We start from the raw sequence: 16982 nt of genomic DNA on the forward strand, positions 1-16982 counted from the left end.
TTCAGGAGAGGGCAGATTCCGCCCGTCAACCGATGATGCACGGCATAGAATTATTCCGGGCTTAGCGCTGCATCGAACCGCTGCATCGAACCGGGAGAGTCGCATATGGAAGACGATTCACAACGCGAACTCGCGCAACTCGTGGTCGTGCGTCCCGACAGGGAAATTGCCACGACGCAGAAGTTGCCGTACTTCGTCGGCATTTCGGCGACGACAGCAGGTGCGAAAGTGCTGTCGATGCATCTGGTCGTCGTGCCACCCGGCGGACATGCCGAGCCGCATAGCCACTGCGGTTACGAAACGGGCATTTACGTGCTGGAAGGGCGCGTGGAAACGCGCTACGGGCCGGGGTTGCGTCAGTCGGTCGTCACGGAAGCGGGCGATTTTCTGTTCATTCCGCCCGGCATGCCGCATCAGCCGTTCAACCTCAGCGCGACCGAACCGGCGCGCGCGATCGTGGCGCGCAATCTGCCCGGCGAGCAGGAGCAGGTCGTGCCTTACGACCCGTCCAGCGAGTAACACGCGGGCCCGATGACGACCGGTATCAGAAAAACTGATCGGATCGATCCGAATTACGCGTTTTTCTTACATCACAGAATCCTGCATAGTAGGCACACCGCGATACATATAAGGTAGTGACTGCCATGAACATGCGAACCGACCACTCATTGCTGGCCGAGGCCCAGCTGAGTTTCGCGAATGTCGCATCGGGCATTTGCATTCCGTATGTGGAGCGCGGCGCGGGCGAACCCGTCGTGTTCGTGCATGGCTCGCTGTGCGACTACCGCTATTGGGACGCGCAGATCGCGCCGCTGTCCGCGCATTTCCGCTGTATCGCGCCGAGTCTGAGCCACTATTGGCCTGCCGCCGAAGCGTGCATCCAGAACGACTTCGGCTGGCAGGCGCATGTCGCGGAGCTGGCCGAATTCATCGTTGCGATGGATCTCGCGCCCGTTCACCTCGTCGGTCATTCGCGCGGCGGCTGCGTCGCGTTTCAGCTTGCGCTCGAATATCCGCGGCTCGTCAAAACCTTGACGCTCGCCGATCCCGGCGGCCCGCTGCAACTGGACGGCATGCGCGAGGCGTCCTTGCCGTCCGCGATGAACGCGTTGCGCGCCAAGGTGGCAGGCATGATCGAAGACGGCGTCGTGGAGCCGGGCCTCGAACTGTTCGTCGATTCCGTCAGCGCGCCCGGCGCGTGGAAAAAGAGCACGGACGCGTTCCGCATGATGGCCATCGATAACGCCAGCACGCTGCCCAAGCAGTTTCTCGATCCGCTGCCCGCCTATTCACGCGATACGGCCGCGCAGGTCGCATGCCGGACGCTGCTGATCGACGGACAAAAGAGTCCGCGGATGTTCCGCAACAACGTCGACAGCCTCGAAGGCTGGATCTATCAGGCGCATCGCGAAACGATCGCGGGCGCGTCGCACGGCATGAACGTCGCGAATCCCGGCGCGTTCAACAGAATGCTCCGTACCTTCATCGAACACTGACGCGACGCCTTTCGCGCTCAAGCGCTCAACCGAGCTGCAGCACCATTTCGACTTCGCGATCCGCGTCGCCGTCGAAGGCATCGTCGTCCGGCTCGTCCTCCACGGGTTCGAAACCCACCGCCTGATATAGCGCAATCGCGCGCGCATTCTCGACACCCGTATTGAGCGCAATCTGCGTCAGCCCCATCGTGCGCGCTTCATCGACGACTGCCGCGATCAGGCGCCGCGCGATACCGCTCCTGCGGTGCGTATCCGCGACGAACAAACCCCACAGAAAGCCCTTTTGCTGCACGGGACGCAACGGGTAACGCCGCAATCCCACGACGGCGACCAGCGCCTCGCCGGCGAATGCGCCGAATACCACCTGATTCGCCGTCGAGCAGATGCGCGCTTCAATCTCTTCGATCGAGCGTTTTGCTTCTTCCTCGCGTGTCGACAGAAACGATTCAGGCGCTTCGTCGATTGCGCGCAGACGCAGCGACGCGTAGGCGGCGGCGTCGTCGGCGTGAAGAGGGCGGATGGTGGTTTCCATGGCCCGATTTTAAGGGATGGGACGCATTGAAAGCTTGAGTGGGCTTCGTGATTTGACGAAATACGTCGTCGTACAACTAAGTCGGCGTGAGCGCTCATATCATGGATCGGACAGGTAAACGCTGTGCCTTATGCCGCGTGAGAACGAGTCGCAGCGTCGCGTCTCCAGGGTAAACGCCCGATTGCAAAAATTGGTGTGCGGCTTCAATCTGTCATCAGACAACCTATGAGACGAAATGCGTTATCTCGTCCCGTGTATCCCGGTTGCGCAATCTTGCCGGTTTAACACCGGAGCGTAAGGAGGAGAGACTTCATGGCCAACGTCGCACAAGGCGTGACCGCCGCGCGAAAAACGCACATCCGCTACGGGATCGTTGCGATGCTGTTCTTCGTCACGGCCGTCAACTATGCAGACCGCGCGACGCTGTCGATGGCAGGCACGTCGATGTCGAAAGATCTCGGTCTCGATGCCGTGGCCATGGGCTTCATCTTTTCCGCGTTTGGCTGGTCGTATGTGTTAGGCCAGTTGCCGGGCGGCTGGCTGCTCGACCGGTTCGGCTCGAAGCGCGTCTACGCGGCCAGCATTTTCATCTGGTCGCTGTTCACGGTCATGCAGGGCACCGTGACCTATCTGAGCGTGTCGATCGCCGTGACCACGCTCTTCGCGCTGCGCTTTCTGGTGGGTTTGAGTGAAGCGCCGTCGTTTCCCGCCAATGGTCGTATCGTCGCTTCGTGGTTTCCTGCCGCGGAGCGCGGCACGGCGTCGGCCATTTTCAACTCTGCGCAATACTTCGCGACGGTGCTGTTCGCGCCGATCATGGGCTGGGTCACGCACCGTTTCGGCTGGCCGTACGTGTTCTATTTCATGGGCGCGGTCGGGATCGTCACGAGCCTCGTGTGGATGAAGACGGTTTATAGCCCGAAGGATCATCCGCGTATCAGCCGTGCTGAACTCGACCATATCAAGGAAGGCGGCGCGCTGATCGATATGGACGGGCCGAAAAAGCGTGCTGCAGTGAACGAGCCCGCAGCCGTCGCATCGACACAGGCCGCGAACGACGTGCCGAAATGGTCGTCCGTCAAGCAGCTGCTCAGCAACCGGATGCTGCTCGGCGTGTATATCGCGCAGTATTGCATCACCACGCTCACGTATTTCTTCCTGACGTGGTTCCCGGTGTATCTCGTCAAAGAGCGTGGCATGTCCATTCTCAATGCGGGCTTTGTCGCTGCGTTGCCGGCCGTGTGCGGATTCATCGGTGGCGTGCTGGGCGGCATCTTCTCCGACTTCCTGATTCGCAAGGGTTGCTCGCTGACCGTTGCGCGCAAGGTGCCGATCGTTGTCGGCATGCTGCTGTCGACCAGCATGATCGCGTGCAATTACGTGGATTCGTCGGCTGTCGTCGTGGCGATCATGGCGTTTGCGTTCTTCGGCAAGGGCTTGGGCGCGCTCGGCTGGGCAGTGGTCGCGGATACGTCGCCGAAACAGATCGCGGGTCTGAGCGGCGGCATGTTCAACATGTTCGGCAATGTGGCCGCAATCACGACGCCGATCATCATCGGCTATATCGTCAAGGCGACGGGTTCGTTCAGCGGCGCGCTGGTGTTCGTTGCGTGCAATGCGTTGATCGCGATTGTCAGCTATCTGGTGATCGTGGGAGAGATCAAGCGCGTTGAATTGAAGTAAAGCCAACCATGCCCGCGATGCCCGATTTGGATTTCGGGCTTCGCGGGCATTGTCGTTTGAGTCAGCACTTCACCATACCGCCTGACTGGTAAGCGCAAACTGCTTCAACTGCGCATCGGCGGGAAGCGGCCCATTGCGCATCATCTTCTCGATGCTATCCACGTGCGGCAACCCGAGGCCTTCGAGCCACGAAGAAAGCCCGAACTCGACAGGCGTATCGATACGCACGAACATGCCCGCATTCAGCGCCAGCCAGTGACTGATGAGCGCCTTCGCGCGGCTCGAATCGGGCGAATCCGGCGCAATTACTGGTCCGATCACATGTCCGTCTCCGAACCGTCTGAACAGCGCGAAGCCGATCAGCTCGCCATCGCGATCCAGCGCAATGCCACTCGCGATATCGAGCAGCGCTGGCACCAGATCCTGCCGGTCCAGCCCGCTCGCGCGTGTCGCGAGTTCGATGAGACGCGGCGCGTCGTTGACGCCAAGCGGGCGCAGCCGCTCGCCTGGTGGCAGTGACACGAGCGGCGGCTGAAACGCCGCGCCCTGATGCTGATGAATCGTGCCGATGCGCTGAAAGCCGAGCTTTTCGCTCAGCGACACGCCCGCCGGACTCGCATGCATCAACAACGTGCGCGGGCCGAGATCTTCCATCAACAGTTCGATCAGCTTGCGTCCCACGCCGCTGCGCTGCCGCTCGGGCGCGACGATGATCATGCCGAGCGTCGCTGCCTCGCGTCCGAAGCGCCATGCGAACGCGGTGCCGATTACGCCGCTTGCATCCTCGGCGACGAAACCCTGGCCGAGGCGCGCCGCAAAGCGCCAGTCGTCGGGACGATGCCGCCATCTGACGGCGCTCGATAGCGCATGCCCCGCCGCGATATCGTCGGCGGTGAAAGGGCGATAGTCGATCACACCGTTGCCGTTTGGGTCGGACACGCCGGCCTCCTCGTTCTGAAGACACATACCGTGACTCTCTCACTGTCCCGCGCGCATGACTAGGACGATCCTTCTGTCTTGCACGCATTCGCTCGCGCTGTAGATGATGCGCTGCAAAACGCGGAGTTCAGGCGACGATAACGCGTCAAATCTGCTGTGCGCGTTTTTTTGTCGGTGAAATATGCCGCGGCCGTGAGCCTACGATTTCCAGCATCGAAGGCAATCGAGGACTCACGCAAATGGACCGTTTCGATCCCACCGCGATCAACGTGCGCAGCGGACATTTCATCGGCGGCGAATACGTCGATGAGCATGGCCCGCGTATCGACGTCGCGCGGCCATCCGATGGTGTTGTCTATGCATCGGTGCCCGTCGCCGGTGCTGACATGATCGACCGTGCCGTGCAGAACGCATGGACAGCATGGCGCACGAGCGGCTGGGCGCGCATGGCGCCGCGAGAACGTGCACGCGTGCTGCGTCGTTTTGCCGATCTCGTCGCCGCTGATGCACAGACACTCGCGCCGCTCGAAGCGCTCAGCTCGACGCGGCCCATTCGCGACGCATTCAACTGGGACGTGCCGTTCACCGCGGAAGGCATCCGTTTCTATGCGGAGTTCGCCGACAAGATTGGCGGCGACGTGGCCGCCACCGATCACGATCATCTTGGCATGACCATCGCCGAACCGTACGGCGTGATCGGCGCAATCGCACCGTGGAATTTCCCGCTCGTGATGGCGTCGTGGAAGATCGCGCCCGCGCTCGCAGCGGGCAACGCGGTTGTGCTGAAGCCCTCGGAGATGACGCCGTTCTCCGTGCTGCGGCTTGCCGAACTGGCCGTTGAAGCGGGCGTGCCGCCCGGCATTTTCAATGTCCTGCAGGGCGACGGACGCACGACAGGCGATGCGCTCGTGCGTCATCCGCGCATCGCGAAGGTGACGTTCACGGGTTCGACGCGCACGGGCGCCGCCATCATGGCCGCCTGCGCCGAAACGGGCACGAAGCCCGTCACGCTCGAATTGGGCGGCAAGAGCCCGCAGATCGTATTCGCCGACGCACCACGTATCGACGATGTCGCGCGCCGCATTGCGGCCGCCATTACGACGAACGCAGGACAGGTGTGTGTGGCGGGCTCGCGGCTGCTGGTCGAACGCCCGATGGCGGACGAGCTGGCCGACCGCATCCAGCGCATCTTCAGCGAACTGAAAGCGGGCGCAACCTGGACGCCGGATGCGACGTTGCCGCCGATCATCTCCGATCCGCAGGCGGCGCGCATTGAGGCGATCGTGGAGCGCAGCGTGGCGAGCGGCGCGACCTTGCGCTGCGGCGGCCATCGCGCAGACGCGGCCACGCCGGGTGCCTTCTACACGCCAACGTTGCTCACCAACGTCACGCAGCAAACGCCAGCCGTGCAGGAAGAAATCTTCGGCCCCGTGCTGACCCTGCAAACCTTCGACACCGAAGACGAAGCACTCGAACTCGCCGCGCATCCCGACTATGGCCTCGCGGCAGGCGTGCACACAGCCGACATCGGCCGCGCGTTGCGCATGGTGCGCGGCATCGAGGCGGGCACCGTATGGGTGAACCGCTACGGCCGTACCAGCGATTTCATGATCCCGACGGGCGGCTACAAGCGCTCGGGCATCGGCAAGGACCTGGGGCGGCAGGCATACGAAGCGAACCTGCGTTTCAAGAGCGTGCTGATCGACGTGCGCGCCTGACGGACCAGGGCGAACCCTGACACGCGAAAAGCGCCGAAAACGCCGCCGCATAGTCTGCTGCCGATGCCCCTCAAAACGCGTGGTTTGTGTCGTCGGACCCACTCGAATCGACGACCACCGCAGTTTTTGCACTGATTAAATTTTTCACAGGGATGCGATTCCTGTTTTCGCCACTGAACTCCCGATGAGTTCACAACACGATAGGACTGACACCATGATCGATTTCGAGCCGAAGTACATCACGTTCGACTGCTACGGCACGCTGACGAAGTTCCGCATGGCCGATATGGCGCGCGAGATGTACGCCGACCGCCTGCACGGCGCCGAGCTGGAACAATTCGTTGCCTTCTTCTCGGGCTATCGCCGCGACGAAGTGCTCGGCGCATGGAAGCCGTATCGCGATGTGATCGTCAACGCGGTGCGCCGCACGTGCAAGCGCATGAACGTCGAGTTCAACGAAGCCGAAGCCGAAAAGTTCTACCTCGCCGTGCCGACGTGGGGCCCGCATCCGGACGTGCCGGAAGGTCTGTCGCGTCTGGCGAAGAAGTACAAGCTCGTGATCCTGTCGAATGCATCGAACGATCAGATCCAGAGCAACGTCGACAAGCTCGGTGCGCCGTTCCATCGCGTGTTCACCGCGCAGCAGGCGCAATCGTACAAGCCGCGCATGCAGGGCTTCGAGTACATGTTCGACCAGCTGAACTGCAACCCGGGCGACGTCCTGCACGTGTCGTCGAGCCTGCGCTACGACCTGATGACGGCGCACGACATGGGGATCAAGCACAAGGCCTTCGTCAAGCGCGGCCACGAACCGGGCACGCCGTACTACGAGTACTACGAAGTCGACACGATCGGCGATCTCGCCACGAAGCTCGGCCTCTGATTCACACTCCACACGCGCAAGGACACCCGATGAAACTCGACTCCTACTGGCTCGATACCGCGCCCGCCGGCATTCAGGCGAGCGAAGGGCCCGTTGATGCGCATGTCGATGTCGCCGTGATCGGCGGCGGTTTCACCGGGTTGTCCGCGGCGCTCGCGCTCGGCAAACGTGGCGCGTCGGTGGCGGTGCTCGATGCGGGCCGGATGGGCGGCGGCGCGTCGGGTCGCAACGGCGGCCAGTGCAATACGGGCGTCGCGCAGGATTATGCGGCGCTGCGCGCGCAACTGGGTGTCGAACGTGCGCAGGGTTGCTATCGCGCGTATGCGGCGGCGGTCGATACCGTCGAGCGCGTGATTCGCGAAGAACGGATCGATTGCGACTACCTGGCGTCGGGCAAGCTGAAGCTCGCCGCGAAGCCGCATCATCTCGCGCATCTCGAACAGACGGCCGAACTGATTCGCCGCGAAGTCGATCCCGATGTCGAGATCATCTCGCGCGACGCGATTCGCCGCGAAGTCGATTCGGATAGTTTCTACGGCGGCCTGCTGCAAAAGCATGGTGGCCAGATGCATATGGGCAAGTTCGCGGTCGGACTCGCGAACGCTGCCGTGCGCACGGGCGCGAAGCTGTTCGAGCATGCAGCGGTGACGTCGATCGCGAAGGATCACGGCGCGTATCGCATCGATTCGGCGCGCGGCACGTTGCGCGCGGATCAGGTGCTGATCGCAACCGGGCCGTCACGTCATGGTCCGTTCGGATGGTATCGACGCAGGCTCGCGCCCGTCGGCTCGTTCATCGTGGTGACGGAACCGCTGCCTGCTGAACAGCTTGCGCGCCTGCTGCCTCAACGTCGCTCGTACACGACGAGCCGCCTGATGCACAACTATTTCCGCATCACGCCCGATTCGCGTTTGCTGTTCGGCGGACGCGCGCGTTTCACCGCATCCGAACGGCCGTCCGATGCAAAGAGCGGCCGCATCCTGCAAGCGAATCTCGCACAAACCTTCCCAAGCCTCACGCATGCGCGCATCGACTATTGCTGGGGCGGCCTCGTCGATATCACGGCGGACCGTCTGCCGCGCGCCGGTCAGCACGACGGCATCTACTTTTCGATGGGCTACAGCGGCCACGGCACGCAGATGTCGACGCACATGGGCCAGGTGATGGCCGACGTGATCGGCGGCAATGTGGCGGCGAACCCGTGGCGCGATTTCGACTGGCCGGCCATTCCTGGACACACGGGCAAACCGTGGTTTCTGCCGCTGGTCGGCGCGTACTACCAGATCAAAGACGTTTTCTACTGACGTTGCCTGCTGACGTCTCACACACAGACAGCCCGAAGCTGCCGATTGATTTCCCCATGACCATCTGACGCGGAGAGTTTCATGAGCAACGATAAATCGCCTGAAGCAGTCGCCCACGCCGGCATCCGGCTCGAAGAGTTGACGCGGCGCGGCGCATCGCGGCGCGACGTCCTGCGCGCGCTGGCGGCAGGCGGAATGATGTCGCTGACGGGCGCAGGCCTGCTCGCGACGAGCGGCGCTGCGTTCGCTCAGCAGAGCAAGCCGAAGCAGGGCGGCAAGATTCGCGTGGCGACGCAGTCGGCTTCCGCTGCCGATACGCTCGACCCCGCCAAGGGCGCGCTCGGCACCGACTACGTGCGCGCCAATATGTTCTACAACGGCCTGACGGAACTCGACTCGCACCTCGGCGCGAAAATGGCGCTGGCCGAATCGCTGGAAACGAAGGATGCGACCGTGTGGGTCGTCAAGCTGCGCAGCGGCGTGCAGTTCCATGACGGCAAGTCGCTCACGCCGAACGACGTGATCTACTCGCTGATGCGTCACAAGGATCCCGCCGTCGCATCGAAAGCGAAGACGCTTGCGGATCAGATCAAGGAAGCGAAGGCAACGGGCCCGAACGAAGTGACGATCACGCTCGTCGGTGCTAATGCGGATCTGCCCGTGATTCTCGCGACCTCGCACTTCCTGATCATCAAGGACGGTACGACCGACTTCAAGACGGCTGTCGGCACCGGGCCCTTCAAGCTGAAGGAATTTTCGCCCGGCGTGCGCACGGTGGGCGTGCGCAACGAGAAGTACTGGAAGCCGGGCATGCCGCATCTCGACGAGGTGGAGCTGATCGGCATCGGCGACGAATCGGCGCGTGTGAATGCGCTGCTTTCCGGCGACGTGCAACTGATTAACGCCGTCAGCCCGCGCTCGACGTCGCGTATCAAGGGCACGCCTGGCTTCTCCGTGCTGGAGACGAAGACTGGCCAGTACACGGACCTGATCATGCGCGACGAAGGCGGCATCACAGGCACAGCGGATTTCCGCCGCGGCCTCACGCATCTGATGGATCGCGAGCAGATTCGCCGCGCGGTGTTCCTCGGTTATGGCGCGATCGGCAACGATCAGCCTATCGATCCGACCAACAAGTACTACCTGTCCGGCCTGCCACAACGCGCATTCGACACGGACAAGGCGAAGTTCTATTTCCAGAAGGCGAAGCTCGGCAGCACGCCCGTACAGCTTTACGCATCGCCCGCCGCCGAAGGTTCCGTCGAAATGGCGATGCTGCTGCAACAGGTCGCGCCGCAAGCGGGCCTGAATCTGCAAGTGGTGCGCGTGCCGTCGGACGGCTACTGGTCGAATCACTGGATGAAGCATCCGCTCGGCTACGGCAACATCAACGCGCGCCCGAGCGCCGACGTGCTGTTCACGCAGTTCTTCAAGTCGGATGCACCGTGGAACGAGGCGAACTGGAAGAACCCGAAGTTCGACCAGATGCTGGTCGCCGCGCGCGGCGAGCCGGACGACGCGAAGCGCAAGCAGATCTACGGCGACATGCAGCAGCTCGTGCATGACGACGGTGGCGTCGGCATTCCGATGTTCCAGAGTTCGCTCGACGCGCACTCGTCGAAGCTCAAAGGTCTCGGCTCGATTCCGCTCGCGGGCCTGATGGGCTTCATGTTCGCCGAGAACGTCTGGCTCGACGCCTGAGCCTGCCGCACTACCACGCGTGCCGCTGATTGGCGGCGCGCGGTTTCAAATGAAGGAGGCGATATCCGATGAAAGCCCACGCGCAACGACTCATCGCCGCGCGCCTCGGTCTCGCGCTGCTCACGCTGCTGCTGGTATCGGCGATCGTGTTTGCGATCACCGGCCTGCTTCCCGGCGATGCGGCGCAACAGGCACTCGGCCAGGCCGCGACACCCGAACAGGTCGCCGCACTGCGCCATCAGTTCGGCCTCGATCAGCCCGCGCTGCAACGCTACGTTCAATGGCTGATGCATGTGGTGAGCGGCAACTTCGGCACGTCGCTGTCGAACAATCTTCCTGTCAGTGAACTGATCGCGACGCGTTTGCCCAATTCGCTCGTGCTGGCGGGCCTCACTGCGCTCGTGTCGGTGCCCGTGGCGCTCGTGATCGGCATTCTGTCGGCGATGTTTCGCGGGTCGTTGCTCGACCGCGCGCTCAACGTGCTGACGCTGTCGACGGTGGCCGTGCCCGAGTTCCTGATTGCGACCATCGCTGTGCTGGTGTTTGCGGTGAAACTGCGCTGGCTGCCCGCGCTGTCGTATCTGTCCGAGGTGACGTCGTTCGGCGCGCTGCTGCGCATCTACGCGATGCCCGTGATGACGCTGTGCTGCGTGATCGTCGCGCAGATGGCGCGTATGACGCGCGCGGCCGTGCTCGATCAGCTGAATGCTTCGTATGTCGAGATGGCATTGCTCAAGGGCGCTTCGCCGATGCGCATCGTGTTGCGCCATGTGCTGCCGAACACGATCGGCCCGATTGCCAACGCGGTTGCGCTGAGTTTGTCGTATCTGTTCGGCGGCGTGGTGATCGTCGAGTCGATCTTTAACTATCCGGGGCTCGCGAGCCTGATGGTCGATGCCGTCACGAACCGCGACATGCCGCTCGTGCAAGGCTGCGTGATGGTCTTCTGCGCGGCGTATCTCGCGCTCGTGCTGATCGCCGACCTGTGTCAAATCATCTCCAACCCGAGGCTGCGTCAACGATGAACCGACCCGCCACATCTCATGCGACGACCGTGCTGTACGCAGCGCCCGACGACGAAGCGCGGCCTTGTGCCGATGCCGCTCCAGAAGCGCCCGTCGAAGCGGCAATCGTCAGGCGCGGCGCGTTGCGCCGCCTCGTGAACCGCTTTTCGACGCTCGGCCTGATCGGCCTCGTGATCGTCGTGTTCTGGCTCGGCGTCGCGTTCATCGGACCGCTCGTTGCGCCGTACAAGGGCGGCGCGGTGACGTCGACGGAAATCTTCGGCCTGTATAGCGCCGCCCATCCGCTTGGCACCGATTACCTGGGCCGCGACATGCTGAGCCGCGTGCTGTACGGCACGCAATACACGGTCGGGCTGGCGCTTGCATCGACCTTGCTCGCCAGTTGCATCGGCACGTTCTTCGGGCTGCTTGCTGCCGTGTCCGGGCGTTGGGTCGACGAAACGCTGAGCCGCCTGTTCGATGCGCTGATCTCGATTCCGAGCAAGGTGCTGGCGCTCGTCGTGATCGCCGCGTTTGGCTCGTCGGTGCCGATGCTGATCATGGTCGCGGCGCTCGCCTACATTCCCGGCGCGTTTCGTATCTCGCGCTCGCTCGCCGTCAATCTGATGACGCTCGAATACGTGCAGGTCGCGAAAGCGCGCGGCGAAGGGCTGTTCTATATCGCGCGCGTCGAAGTGCTGCCGAACATGATTCATCCGATGCTCGCGGACTTCGGCTTGCGCTTCGTGTTCATCGTGTTGCTGTTGAGCGGTCTGAGCTTTCTCGGTCTCGGCGTGCAACCGCCGAATGCCGATTGGGGTTCGCTCGTGCGCGAGAACATCGGCGGTCTTGCGGAAGGTGCGCCCGCTGTGCTGATGCCCGCCGTCGCGATTGCGACGCTGACCATCGGCGTGAATCTGCTGATCGACAGTCTGCGTCGTCGTGGCGCACGCGCTCACGGAGGCGGCAAATGAACATGATCGAAGTGAAAGGCTTGCGTGTGGTCGCGGGCGCGGCGCCCGATCCGGTTGTGCAGATCGTGAAGGGTGTCGATTTCTCGGTGAAGAAAGGCGAAGTGCTCGCGCTGATCGGCGAGTCGGGGTCGGGCAAGACGACGATCGCGTTGTCGCTGCTCGGCTATGCGCGCGGCGGATGTTCGATTGCGGGCGGCTCGGTGAAGATCGGCGGTGTGGATGTGCTCTCGCTCGACGACAACAGCCGGCGTGCATTGCGCGCGCGTACGGTTGCGTATGTCGCACAGAGCGCATCGGCGGGCTTCAATCCCGCGCGCACGATCATGGATCAGGTGACGGAACCGGCGCTGCTGCACAAGCTGATGACGCCCGCCGCTGCGCGTGCGAAAGCCGTCGATCTGTTCCGCGCGCTCGCACTGCCCGCGCCGGAAACGATCGGCTCGCGGTATCCGCATCAGGTGTCGGGCGGGCAGTTGCAGCGGTTGATGGCGGCGATGGCGTTGATTACCGATCCCGCCGTCGTCGTGTTCGATGAGCCGACCACGGCGCTCGACGTCACCACGCAGATCGAAGTGCTCGCCGCCTTCAAGAAAGTGGTGCGCGAGCTTGGCACGACGGCCGTGTACGTGTCGCACGATCTGGCCGTGGTTGCGCAGATGGCGGATCGCATCGTCGTGCTCAACGGCGGCACAGTGCGCGAAAACGGGACGACGGCGCAAGTGCTCGACGCGCCCGCCGACGACTACACGCGCCAACTGCTCGCGGCGACGCGGCGCCCCGAACCCGAACTGGCGTCGAACAGCAGGAACGATCCACCGCCTTTGCTCGAAATCCGCAACCTGAGCGCAGGCTATGGACGCATCGACTCGAACGGCGTGCCCGCCGTGCGGGTGCTCGACGACGTGAGTCTGAAGATCGCGCGCGGCAGCACGCTGGGTGTGATTGGCGAATCGGGTTCGGGCAAGACGACGCTTGCGCGCGTGGTCGCGGGTCTGGTGGACCGCGCGAGCGGCGACGTGCTGCTAGACGGCAAACCGTTGCCCGCGAAGCTGTCGCAACGCACGCTGGAACAATACCGGCGCGTGCAGATCGTGTTCCAGAACGCGGACACGGCGCTCAACCCGAGCCGCACGATTGCCGACATCCTCGCGCGTCCGATGAATTTCTATCACGGCTTGCGTGGCGCGGCGGCGAACAAGCGGATGCTCGAACTGCTCGATCTCGTGAAGCTGCCGGCTTCCATAGCGAAGCGTCAACCAGGCGGTCTGTCGGGCGGACAGAAACAGCGCGTGAATCTGGCGCGTGCATTGGCCGCGAATCCGGCGCTGATTCTGTGTGACGAAGTCACGTCGGCGCTCGACACGGTGGTCGGCGCGGCGATTCTCGACCTGCTCGGCGAATTGCGTCGTGAGCTGGGCGTGTCGTACATGTTCATCAGCCACGACATTTCGACGGTGCGCGCGATCTGCGACGAAGTGATCGTGCTGTATGCAGGGCAATGCGTCGAAGCGGGCCAGCGCGATGCGCTTGCCGCGCCGCCGTATCACCCTTACACGGGGCTGCTGGTCGATTCCGTGCCTGAGCTGCGTCCGGGCTGGCTCGATTCGCGGCGTGCGTTGACGTCGGGCGCATTGCCCATGATGGCTGCTTCTGCCGATTCTCACGATCTGTGCAGCTTCCGCTCGCGCTGTACGGCGCGTATCGATGGCAAGTGCAACGTCACGCCGCCGTCGATGAAGAAGCTGCCGTCGGGCGCGCAGATTCGCTGTCATCACTCGGCGGATGAACTGACGCGCATGCAGACAGCGGAAACGGTGACGGCATGAAAGCGCGCTTCGTGAGAGTGGCGGAGACGGGGCGCAAGACGTTCGACATCACGATCGATGGGATCGTCGCGCAGGCAGCCGAAGGCGACACGTTGATGGTCGCGTTACTGACGGCGCAAGACACGTTGCGCGATTCCGAATTCGGCGACGGCCGCCGCGCGGGCTTTTGCGTGATGGGCGCGTGCCAGGACTGCTGGGTCTGGACGGCCGATGGCGAGCGCGTGCGTGCCTGCACGACGCCCGCTGTGCCGGGCATGTCGATCGTCACGCGTGTTGCGCTTGCCACGGAGGGCGTATGGCCGCGCATCGGGACGTGACGCAGTTGAAGGTGATCGTGATCGGCGCGGGACCGGCGGGCGTGCGCGCTGCGCAGGCGCTGGCCGAAGCGGGGTTGCGTCCGGTGGTGATCGATGAAGGGCGGCGCGACGGCGGCCAGATTTATCGACGGCAGCCAGAAGGCTTTTCGCGGTCGTATGAAACGCTGTATGGCACGGAGGCGGAGCGTGCCGCGTCGCTGCATCGCGACTTCGACGCATTGCGGGCGCGTATCGACTATCGGCCCGACACGCTGGTGTGGAATATCGGCACGAAGGCGGTACATGTGGTGACGGGTACGCGCTACGACGAACTTCCGTTCGATGCGCTCATCGTATGCAGCGGCGCGACGGACCGGTTGATGCCCGTGCCCGGCTGGCATCACGCGGGTGCATACAGTCTTGGCGGCGCGCAGGTCGCGTTGAAATCGCAAGGCTGTGCGGTGGGCGCGCGGGTCGTGATGATGGGAACCGGGCCGTTGTTGTATCTGGTGGCTGCGCAATATGTGAAGGCGGGTGCGACGGTGAGCGCCGTGCTCGATACATCGACGTTTGCGCAGCGCGTGCGTGCGTTACCGCAATTGCTCGCCATTCCGTCGACGCTGCGCAAGGGCATTGCGTTGATGAGCGTGTTGCGGCGCGCGGGCGTGCCGGTTCATCGGGGCGTGACGCCGATTGCGATCGACGGTTCAGCGGAACATGGCGTGACAGGCGTGCGGGTGAAACTCGCCAACGGCGCTCTGCTCGACGTGGCATGCGATGCCGTCGCGCTCGGCTATCACCTGCGCTCCGAAACACAGCTTGCGGATCTCGCGGGCTGCGAATTCCGTTTCGACGATGCGACGCAAACGTGGCTGCCGCATGTCGATGCCGATGGCCGTAGCAGTGTCGCGGGCGTCTATCTGGCGGGCGATGGCGCACGCGTGCGCGGCGCGGATGCAGCGGAACGCGCGGGAAGGCTCGCTGCGTTGGCGGCGTTGCGCGATGCGGGCATCGAACGTGGCGACGTTGTGACGTTGCGTGCCGAACTCGCTCGCTATACGCGCTTTGCAGCGGGCTTGCGCGCGGCGTTTCCGTGGCCTGCGCGTTTTGCCGCCGCGCTGCCCGACGAGACCATTGTGTGTCGATGTGAAGCGATCACAGCAGGCGAATTGCGGCGCGTGGTGCGCGAGATGGGCGCACAGGAAGCGAATCGCGCGAAGGCATTTTCACGCGTCGGGATGGGCCGCTGCCAGGGACGTTTCTGCGCGCATGCGGGCGCCGAAGTGATCGCGGCCGAAGCACGCGTGCCGCTCGAAGCCGTCGGCCGGCTGCGCGGCCAGGCGCCCGTCAAGCCGCTGCCGATGGCGATTTGTTCCACACGCGCAACAACTTGCAGTTCAGAAGAAATGGAAGGCCGCGCACAGGAGTTCAGCGAATGAGTGATCGTGCCGATGTGATCGTGATCGGTGGCGGTATCGTCGGGACATCGACGGCGTTTTTTCTGCGGCGCAGACAGCGCTCGGTGATTCTGCTCGAGCGCGGCTTGACGGGGCAACAGGCGAGCGGCGTGAATTTTGGCGGTGTGCGACGACAAGGCCGCGCGTTGACGCAACTCGCGATGGCCAATCGCGCGCTGGATACGTGGCGTCGGTCGAAGGAACTGCTTGGCGAGGATGTCGAGTTTCTTGGCTCCGGTCATACGCGCGTCTGTTATTACGCGCACGACGCCGAATATTTCCATCGTTATGCCGCGGAGGCGCGTACTTACGGCCTCGATCTCGAAGTGCTGGATGGCGCGGCGATGTTCAGGCGTTTTCCGTTTCTGGGCCGCGAAGTGCTGGCTGCATCGATTTCGCCGTTGGACGGGCATGCGAACCCGCGTCTTGCGTCACCTGCGTTTGGGCGTGCGGCAGCGCGGCTTGGCGCGCGTGTCGTCGAGAACACGGAGGTCGTGCGCGTCGAGAAGGAGGCGGGTGGCTTTCGGGTCGAGAGTGCGGCGGGCGATGTGTATCGTGCGGAGCAGGTGTTGATTTGTGCGGGTGCGTGGGCGAACGCGCTGTCGACGCAATTTGGCGAGCCGGTTCCGCTCATCGCACGCGGGCCGCAGATGGCGGTCACCGAGCCGGTGCCGTATGTGTTCGGATCGTCGATGGGTGTGTACACGTCGATCAAGGAAGAGAGCGTGTATTTCCGGCAGATTCCGCGCGGCAACATCGTGCTGGGCGGCGGACCTTCTGGTCCCGCCGATGCGGGGACGCGGCGTGCGTCGGTGTTGCCGGAGAACACGGTGCAGCAGATGGCGCAGTTTCGTCGGCTGGTGCCTGCGCTTCGCGCGCTGCATGTGATTCGAGTGTGGAGTGGCGTCGAAAGTTATTTGCCGGATTCCGAGCCGGTGATCGGGCCGAGTTCGAAGGTACCGGGTTTGTTCTATGCGTTTGGTTTTAGCGGATCGGGGTTTCAGATCGGTCCGGGTGTTGGCGAGACGCTGGCTGAACTGATCGATGCTGGCAGCACGGCGATTGCGCTGGATATGTTTTCTATCGGGCGATTTCAGGGTGATGTGTCTTTGCAGGATGCGCCTGCTGCTTCTGCTTCTGCTTCTGCTTCCGTCGAGGTTTCTTCATGA

General features: G+C 63.3%; 15 protein-coding genes. 13 read left to right on the plus strand and 2 right to left on the minus strand.

Annotated elements, in window-relative coordinates; genetic code table 11:
• Positions 1-105 precede the first annotated feature (105 nt).
• Positions 106-519 carry a cupin domain-containing protein gene (locus G3O01_RS01895; protein ID WP_205802736.1) on the plus strand — a complete coding sequence of 138 codons (414 nt, stop codon included), beginning with the start codon at positions 106-108 and terminating at the stop codon, positions 517-519.
• Between the two features lie 125 nt (positions 520-644).
• The gene (locus G3O01_RS01900; RefSeq protein WP_205802737.1) at positions 645-1496 is read left to right on the plus strand and encodes an alpha/beta hydrolase; all 852 of its coding nucleotides are present in this window, start codon (positions 645-647) and stop codon (positions 1494-1496) included.
• A gap of 25 nt (positions 1497-1521) precedes the next feature.
• On the opposite strand, the gene G3O01_RS01905 is transcribed toward G3O01_RS01900, so the two are convergent.
• Positions 1522-2028, minus strand: coding sequence for a GNAT family N-acetyltransferase (locus tag G3O01_RS01905; RefSeq protein ID WP_205802738.1), 507 nt, complete (start codon positions 2026-2028; stop codon positions 1522-1524).
• 312 nt (positions 2029-2340) lie between these two features.
• On the opposite strand from G3O01_RS01905, the gene G3O01_RS01910 reads away from it, so the two are divergent.
• Positions 2341-3711, plus strand: coding sequence for an MFS transporter (locus G3O01_RS01910; protein WP_205802739.1), 1371 nt, complete (start codon positions 2341-2343; stop codon positions 3709-3711).
• 69 nt (positions 3712-3780) lie between these two features.
• Here the strand turns inward: G3O01_RS01910 and G3O01_RS01915 are convergent, their stop codons facing one another.
• Entirely contained in the window at positions 3781-4677 is an 897-nt protein-coding gene (locus G3O01_RS01915) for a GNAT family N-acetyltransferase (protein ID WP_205802740.1), read from the minus strand.
• A 212-nt stretch (positions 4678-4889) separates the two neighbouring features.
• Between G3O01_RS01915 and G3O01_RS01920 the strand changes: the two genes are divergently transcribed.
• From G3O01_RS01920 to G3O01_RS01965, 10 genes are all read left to right on the plus strand, one after another.
• The gene (locus tag G3O01_RS01920) at positions 4890-6368 is read left to right on the plus strand and encodes an aldehyde dehydrogenase family protein (RefSeq protein WP_205802741.1); all 1479 of its coding nucleotides are present in this window, start codon (positions 4890-4892) and stop codon (positions 6366-6368) included.
• Between the two features lie 214 nt (positions 6369-6582).
• A complete protein-coding gene (locus tag G3O01_RS01925) occupies positions 6583-7251 on the plus strand; it encodes a haloacid dehalogenase type II (protein WP_205802742.1) in 669 nt (222 codons plus the stop codon).
• Positions 7252-7280: 29 nt separating this feature from the next.
• Positions 7281-8555 carry an FAD-binding oxidoreductase gene (locus tag G3O01_RS01930; RefSeq protein WP_205802743.1) on the plus strand — a complete coding sequence of 425 codons (1275 nt, stop codon included), beginning with the start codon at positions 7281-7283 and terminating at the stop codon, positions 8553-8555.
• A gap of 81 nt (positions 8556-8636) precedes the next feature.
• On the plus strand, positions 8637-10256 hold the full coding sequence (locus G3O01_RS01935) for an ABC transporter substrate-binding protein (protein ID WP_205802744.1): 1620 nt from the start codon (positions 8637-8639) through the stop codon (positions 10254-10256).
• 68 nt (positions 10257-10324) lie between these two features.
• Positions 10325-11281, plus strand: a complete 957-nt coding sequence (locus G3O01_RS01940; RefSeq protein WP_205802745.1) for an ABC transporter permease — start codon at positions 10325-10327, stop codon at positions 11279-11281.
• The gene (locus tag G3O01_RS01945) at positions 11278-12234 is read left to right on the plus strand and encodes an ABC transporter permease (protein ID WP_205802746.1); all 957 of its coding nucleotides are present in this window, start codon (positions 11278-11280) and stop codon (positions 12232-12234) included. The genes G3O01_RS01940 and G3O01_RS01945 overlap by 4 nt, the downstream gene beginning before the upstream one ends.
• Complete coding sequence (locus G3O01_RS01950) at positions 12231-14060, plus strand: ABC transporter ATP-binding protein (protein WP_205802747.1); 1830 nt, start codon at positions 12231-12233, stop codon at positions 14058-14060. Before G3O01_RS01945 ends, G3O01_RS01950 begins: the two co-directional genes overlap by 4 nt.
• Positions 14057-14377, plus strand: coding sequence for a (2Fe-2S)-binding protein (locus G3O01_RS01955; protein ID WP_205802748.1), 321 nt, complete (start codon positions 14057-14059; stop codon positions 14375-14377). Before G3O01_RS01950 ends, G3O01_RS01955 begins: the two co-directional genes overlap by 4 nt.
• The gene (locus G3O01_RS01960) at positions 14356-15795 is read left to right on the plus strand and encodes an NAD(P)/FAD-dependent oxidoreductase (RefSeq protein WP_205802749.1); all 1440 of its coding nucleotides are present in this window, start codon (positions 14356-14358) and stop codon (positions 15793-15795) included. Before G3O01_RS01955 ends, G3O01_RS01960 begins: the two co-directional genes overlap by 22 nt.
• A complete protein-coding gene (locus G3O01_RS01965) occupies positions 15792-16982 on the plus strand; it encodes an FAD-binding oxidoreductase (RefSeq protein WP_205802750.1) in 1191 nt (396 codons plus the stop codon). Before G3O01_RS01960 ends, G3O01_RS01965 begins: the two co-directional genes overlap by 4 nt.

Origin of the sequence: Burkholderia sp. Ac-20365 (genome assembly GCF_017104715.1) — a bacterium.
In the GTDB taxonomy this organism is placed as follows: domain Bacteria; phylum Pseudomonadota; class Gammaproteobacteria; order Burkholderiales; family Burkholderiaceae; genus Paraburkholderia.

Excerpts from the sequence above, each read along its gene's own strand:
- G3O01_RS01895 (WP_205802736.1), top strand. The coding sequence starts at position 106 with ATGGAAGACGATTCACAACGCGAACTCGCGCAACTCGTGGTCGTGCGT.
- G3O01_RS01900 (WP_205802737.1), top strand. The coding sequence starts at position 645 with ATGAACATGCGAACCGACCACTCATTGCTGGCCGAGGCCCAGCTGAGT.
- G3O01_RS01905 (WP_205802738.1), bottom strand. The coding sequence starts at position 2,028 with ATGGAAACCACCATCCGCCCTCTTCACGCCGACGACGCCGCCGCCTAC.
- G3O01_RS01910 (WP_205802739.1), top strand. The coding sequence starts at position 2,341 with ATGGCCAACGTCGCACAAGGCGTGACCGCCGCGCGAAAAACGCACATC.
- G3O01_RS01915 (WP_205802740.1), bottom strand. The coding sequence starts at position 4,677 with ATGTGTCTTCAGAACGAGGAGGCCGGCGTGTCCGACCCAAACGGCAAC.
- G3O01_RS01920 (WP_205802741.1), top strand. The coding sequence starts at position 4,890 with ATGGACCGTTTCGATCCCACCGCGATCAACGTGCGCAGCGGACATTTC.
- G3O01_RS01925 (WP_205802742.1), top strand. The coding sequence starts at position 6,583 with ATGATCGATTTCGAGCCGAAGTACATCACGTTCGACTGCTACGGCACG.
- G3O01_RS01930 (WP_205802743.1), top strand. The coding sequence starts at position 7,281 with ATGAAACTCGACTCCTACTGGCTCGATACCGCGCCCGCCGGCATTCAG.
- G3O01_RS01935 (WP_205802744.1), top strand. The coding sequence starts at position 8,637 with ATGAGCAACGATAAATCGCCTGAAGCAGTCGCCCACGCCGGCATCCGG.
- G3O01_RS01940 (WP_205802745.1), top strand. The coding sequence starts at position 10,325 with ATGAAAGCCCACGCGCAACGACTCATCGCCGCGCGCCTCGGTCTCGCG.
- G3O01_RS01945 (WP_205802746.1), top strand. The coding sequence starts at position 11,278 with ATGAACCGACCCGCCACATCTCATGCGACGACCGTGCTGTACGCAGCG.
- G3O01_RS01950 (WP_205802747.1), top strand. The coding sequence starts at position 12,231 with ATGAACATGATCGAAGTGAAAGGCTTGCGTGTGGTCGCGGGCGCGGCG.
- G3O01_RS01955 (WP_205802748.1), top strand. The coding sequence starts at position 14,057 with ATGAAAGCGCGCTTCGTGAGAGTGGCGGAGACGGGGCGCAAGACGTTC.
- G3O01_RS01960 (WP_205802749.1), top strand. The coding sequence starts at position 14,356 with ATGGCCGCGCATCGGGACGTGACGCAGTTGAAGGTGATCGTGATCGGC.
- G3O01_RS01965 (WP_205802750.1), top strand. The coding sequence starts at position 15,792 with ATGAGTGATCGTGCCGATGTGATCGTGATCGGTGGCGGTATCGTCGGG.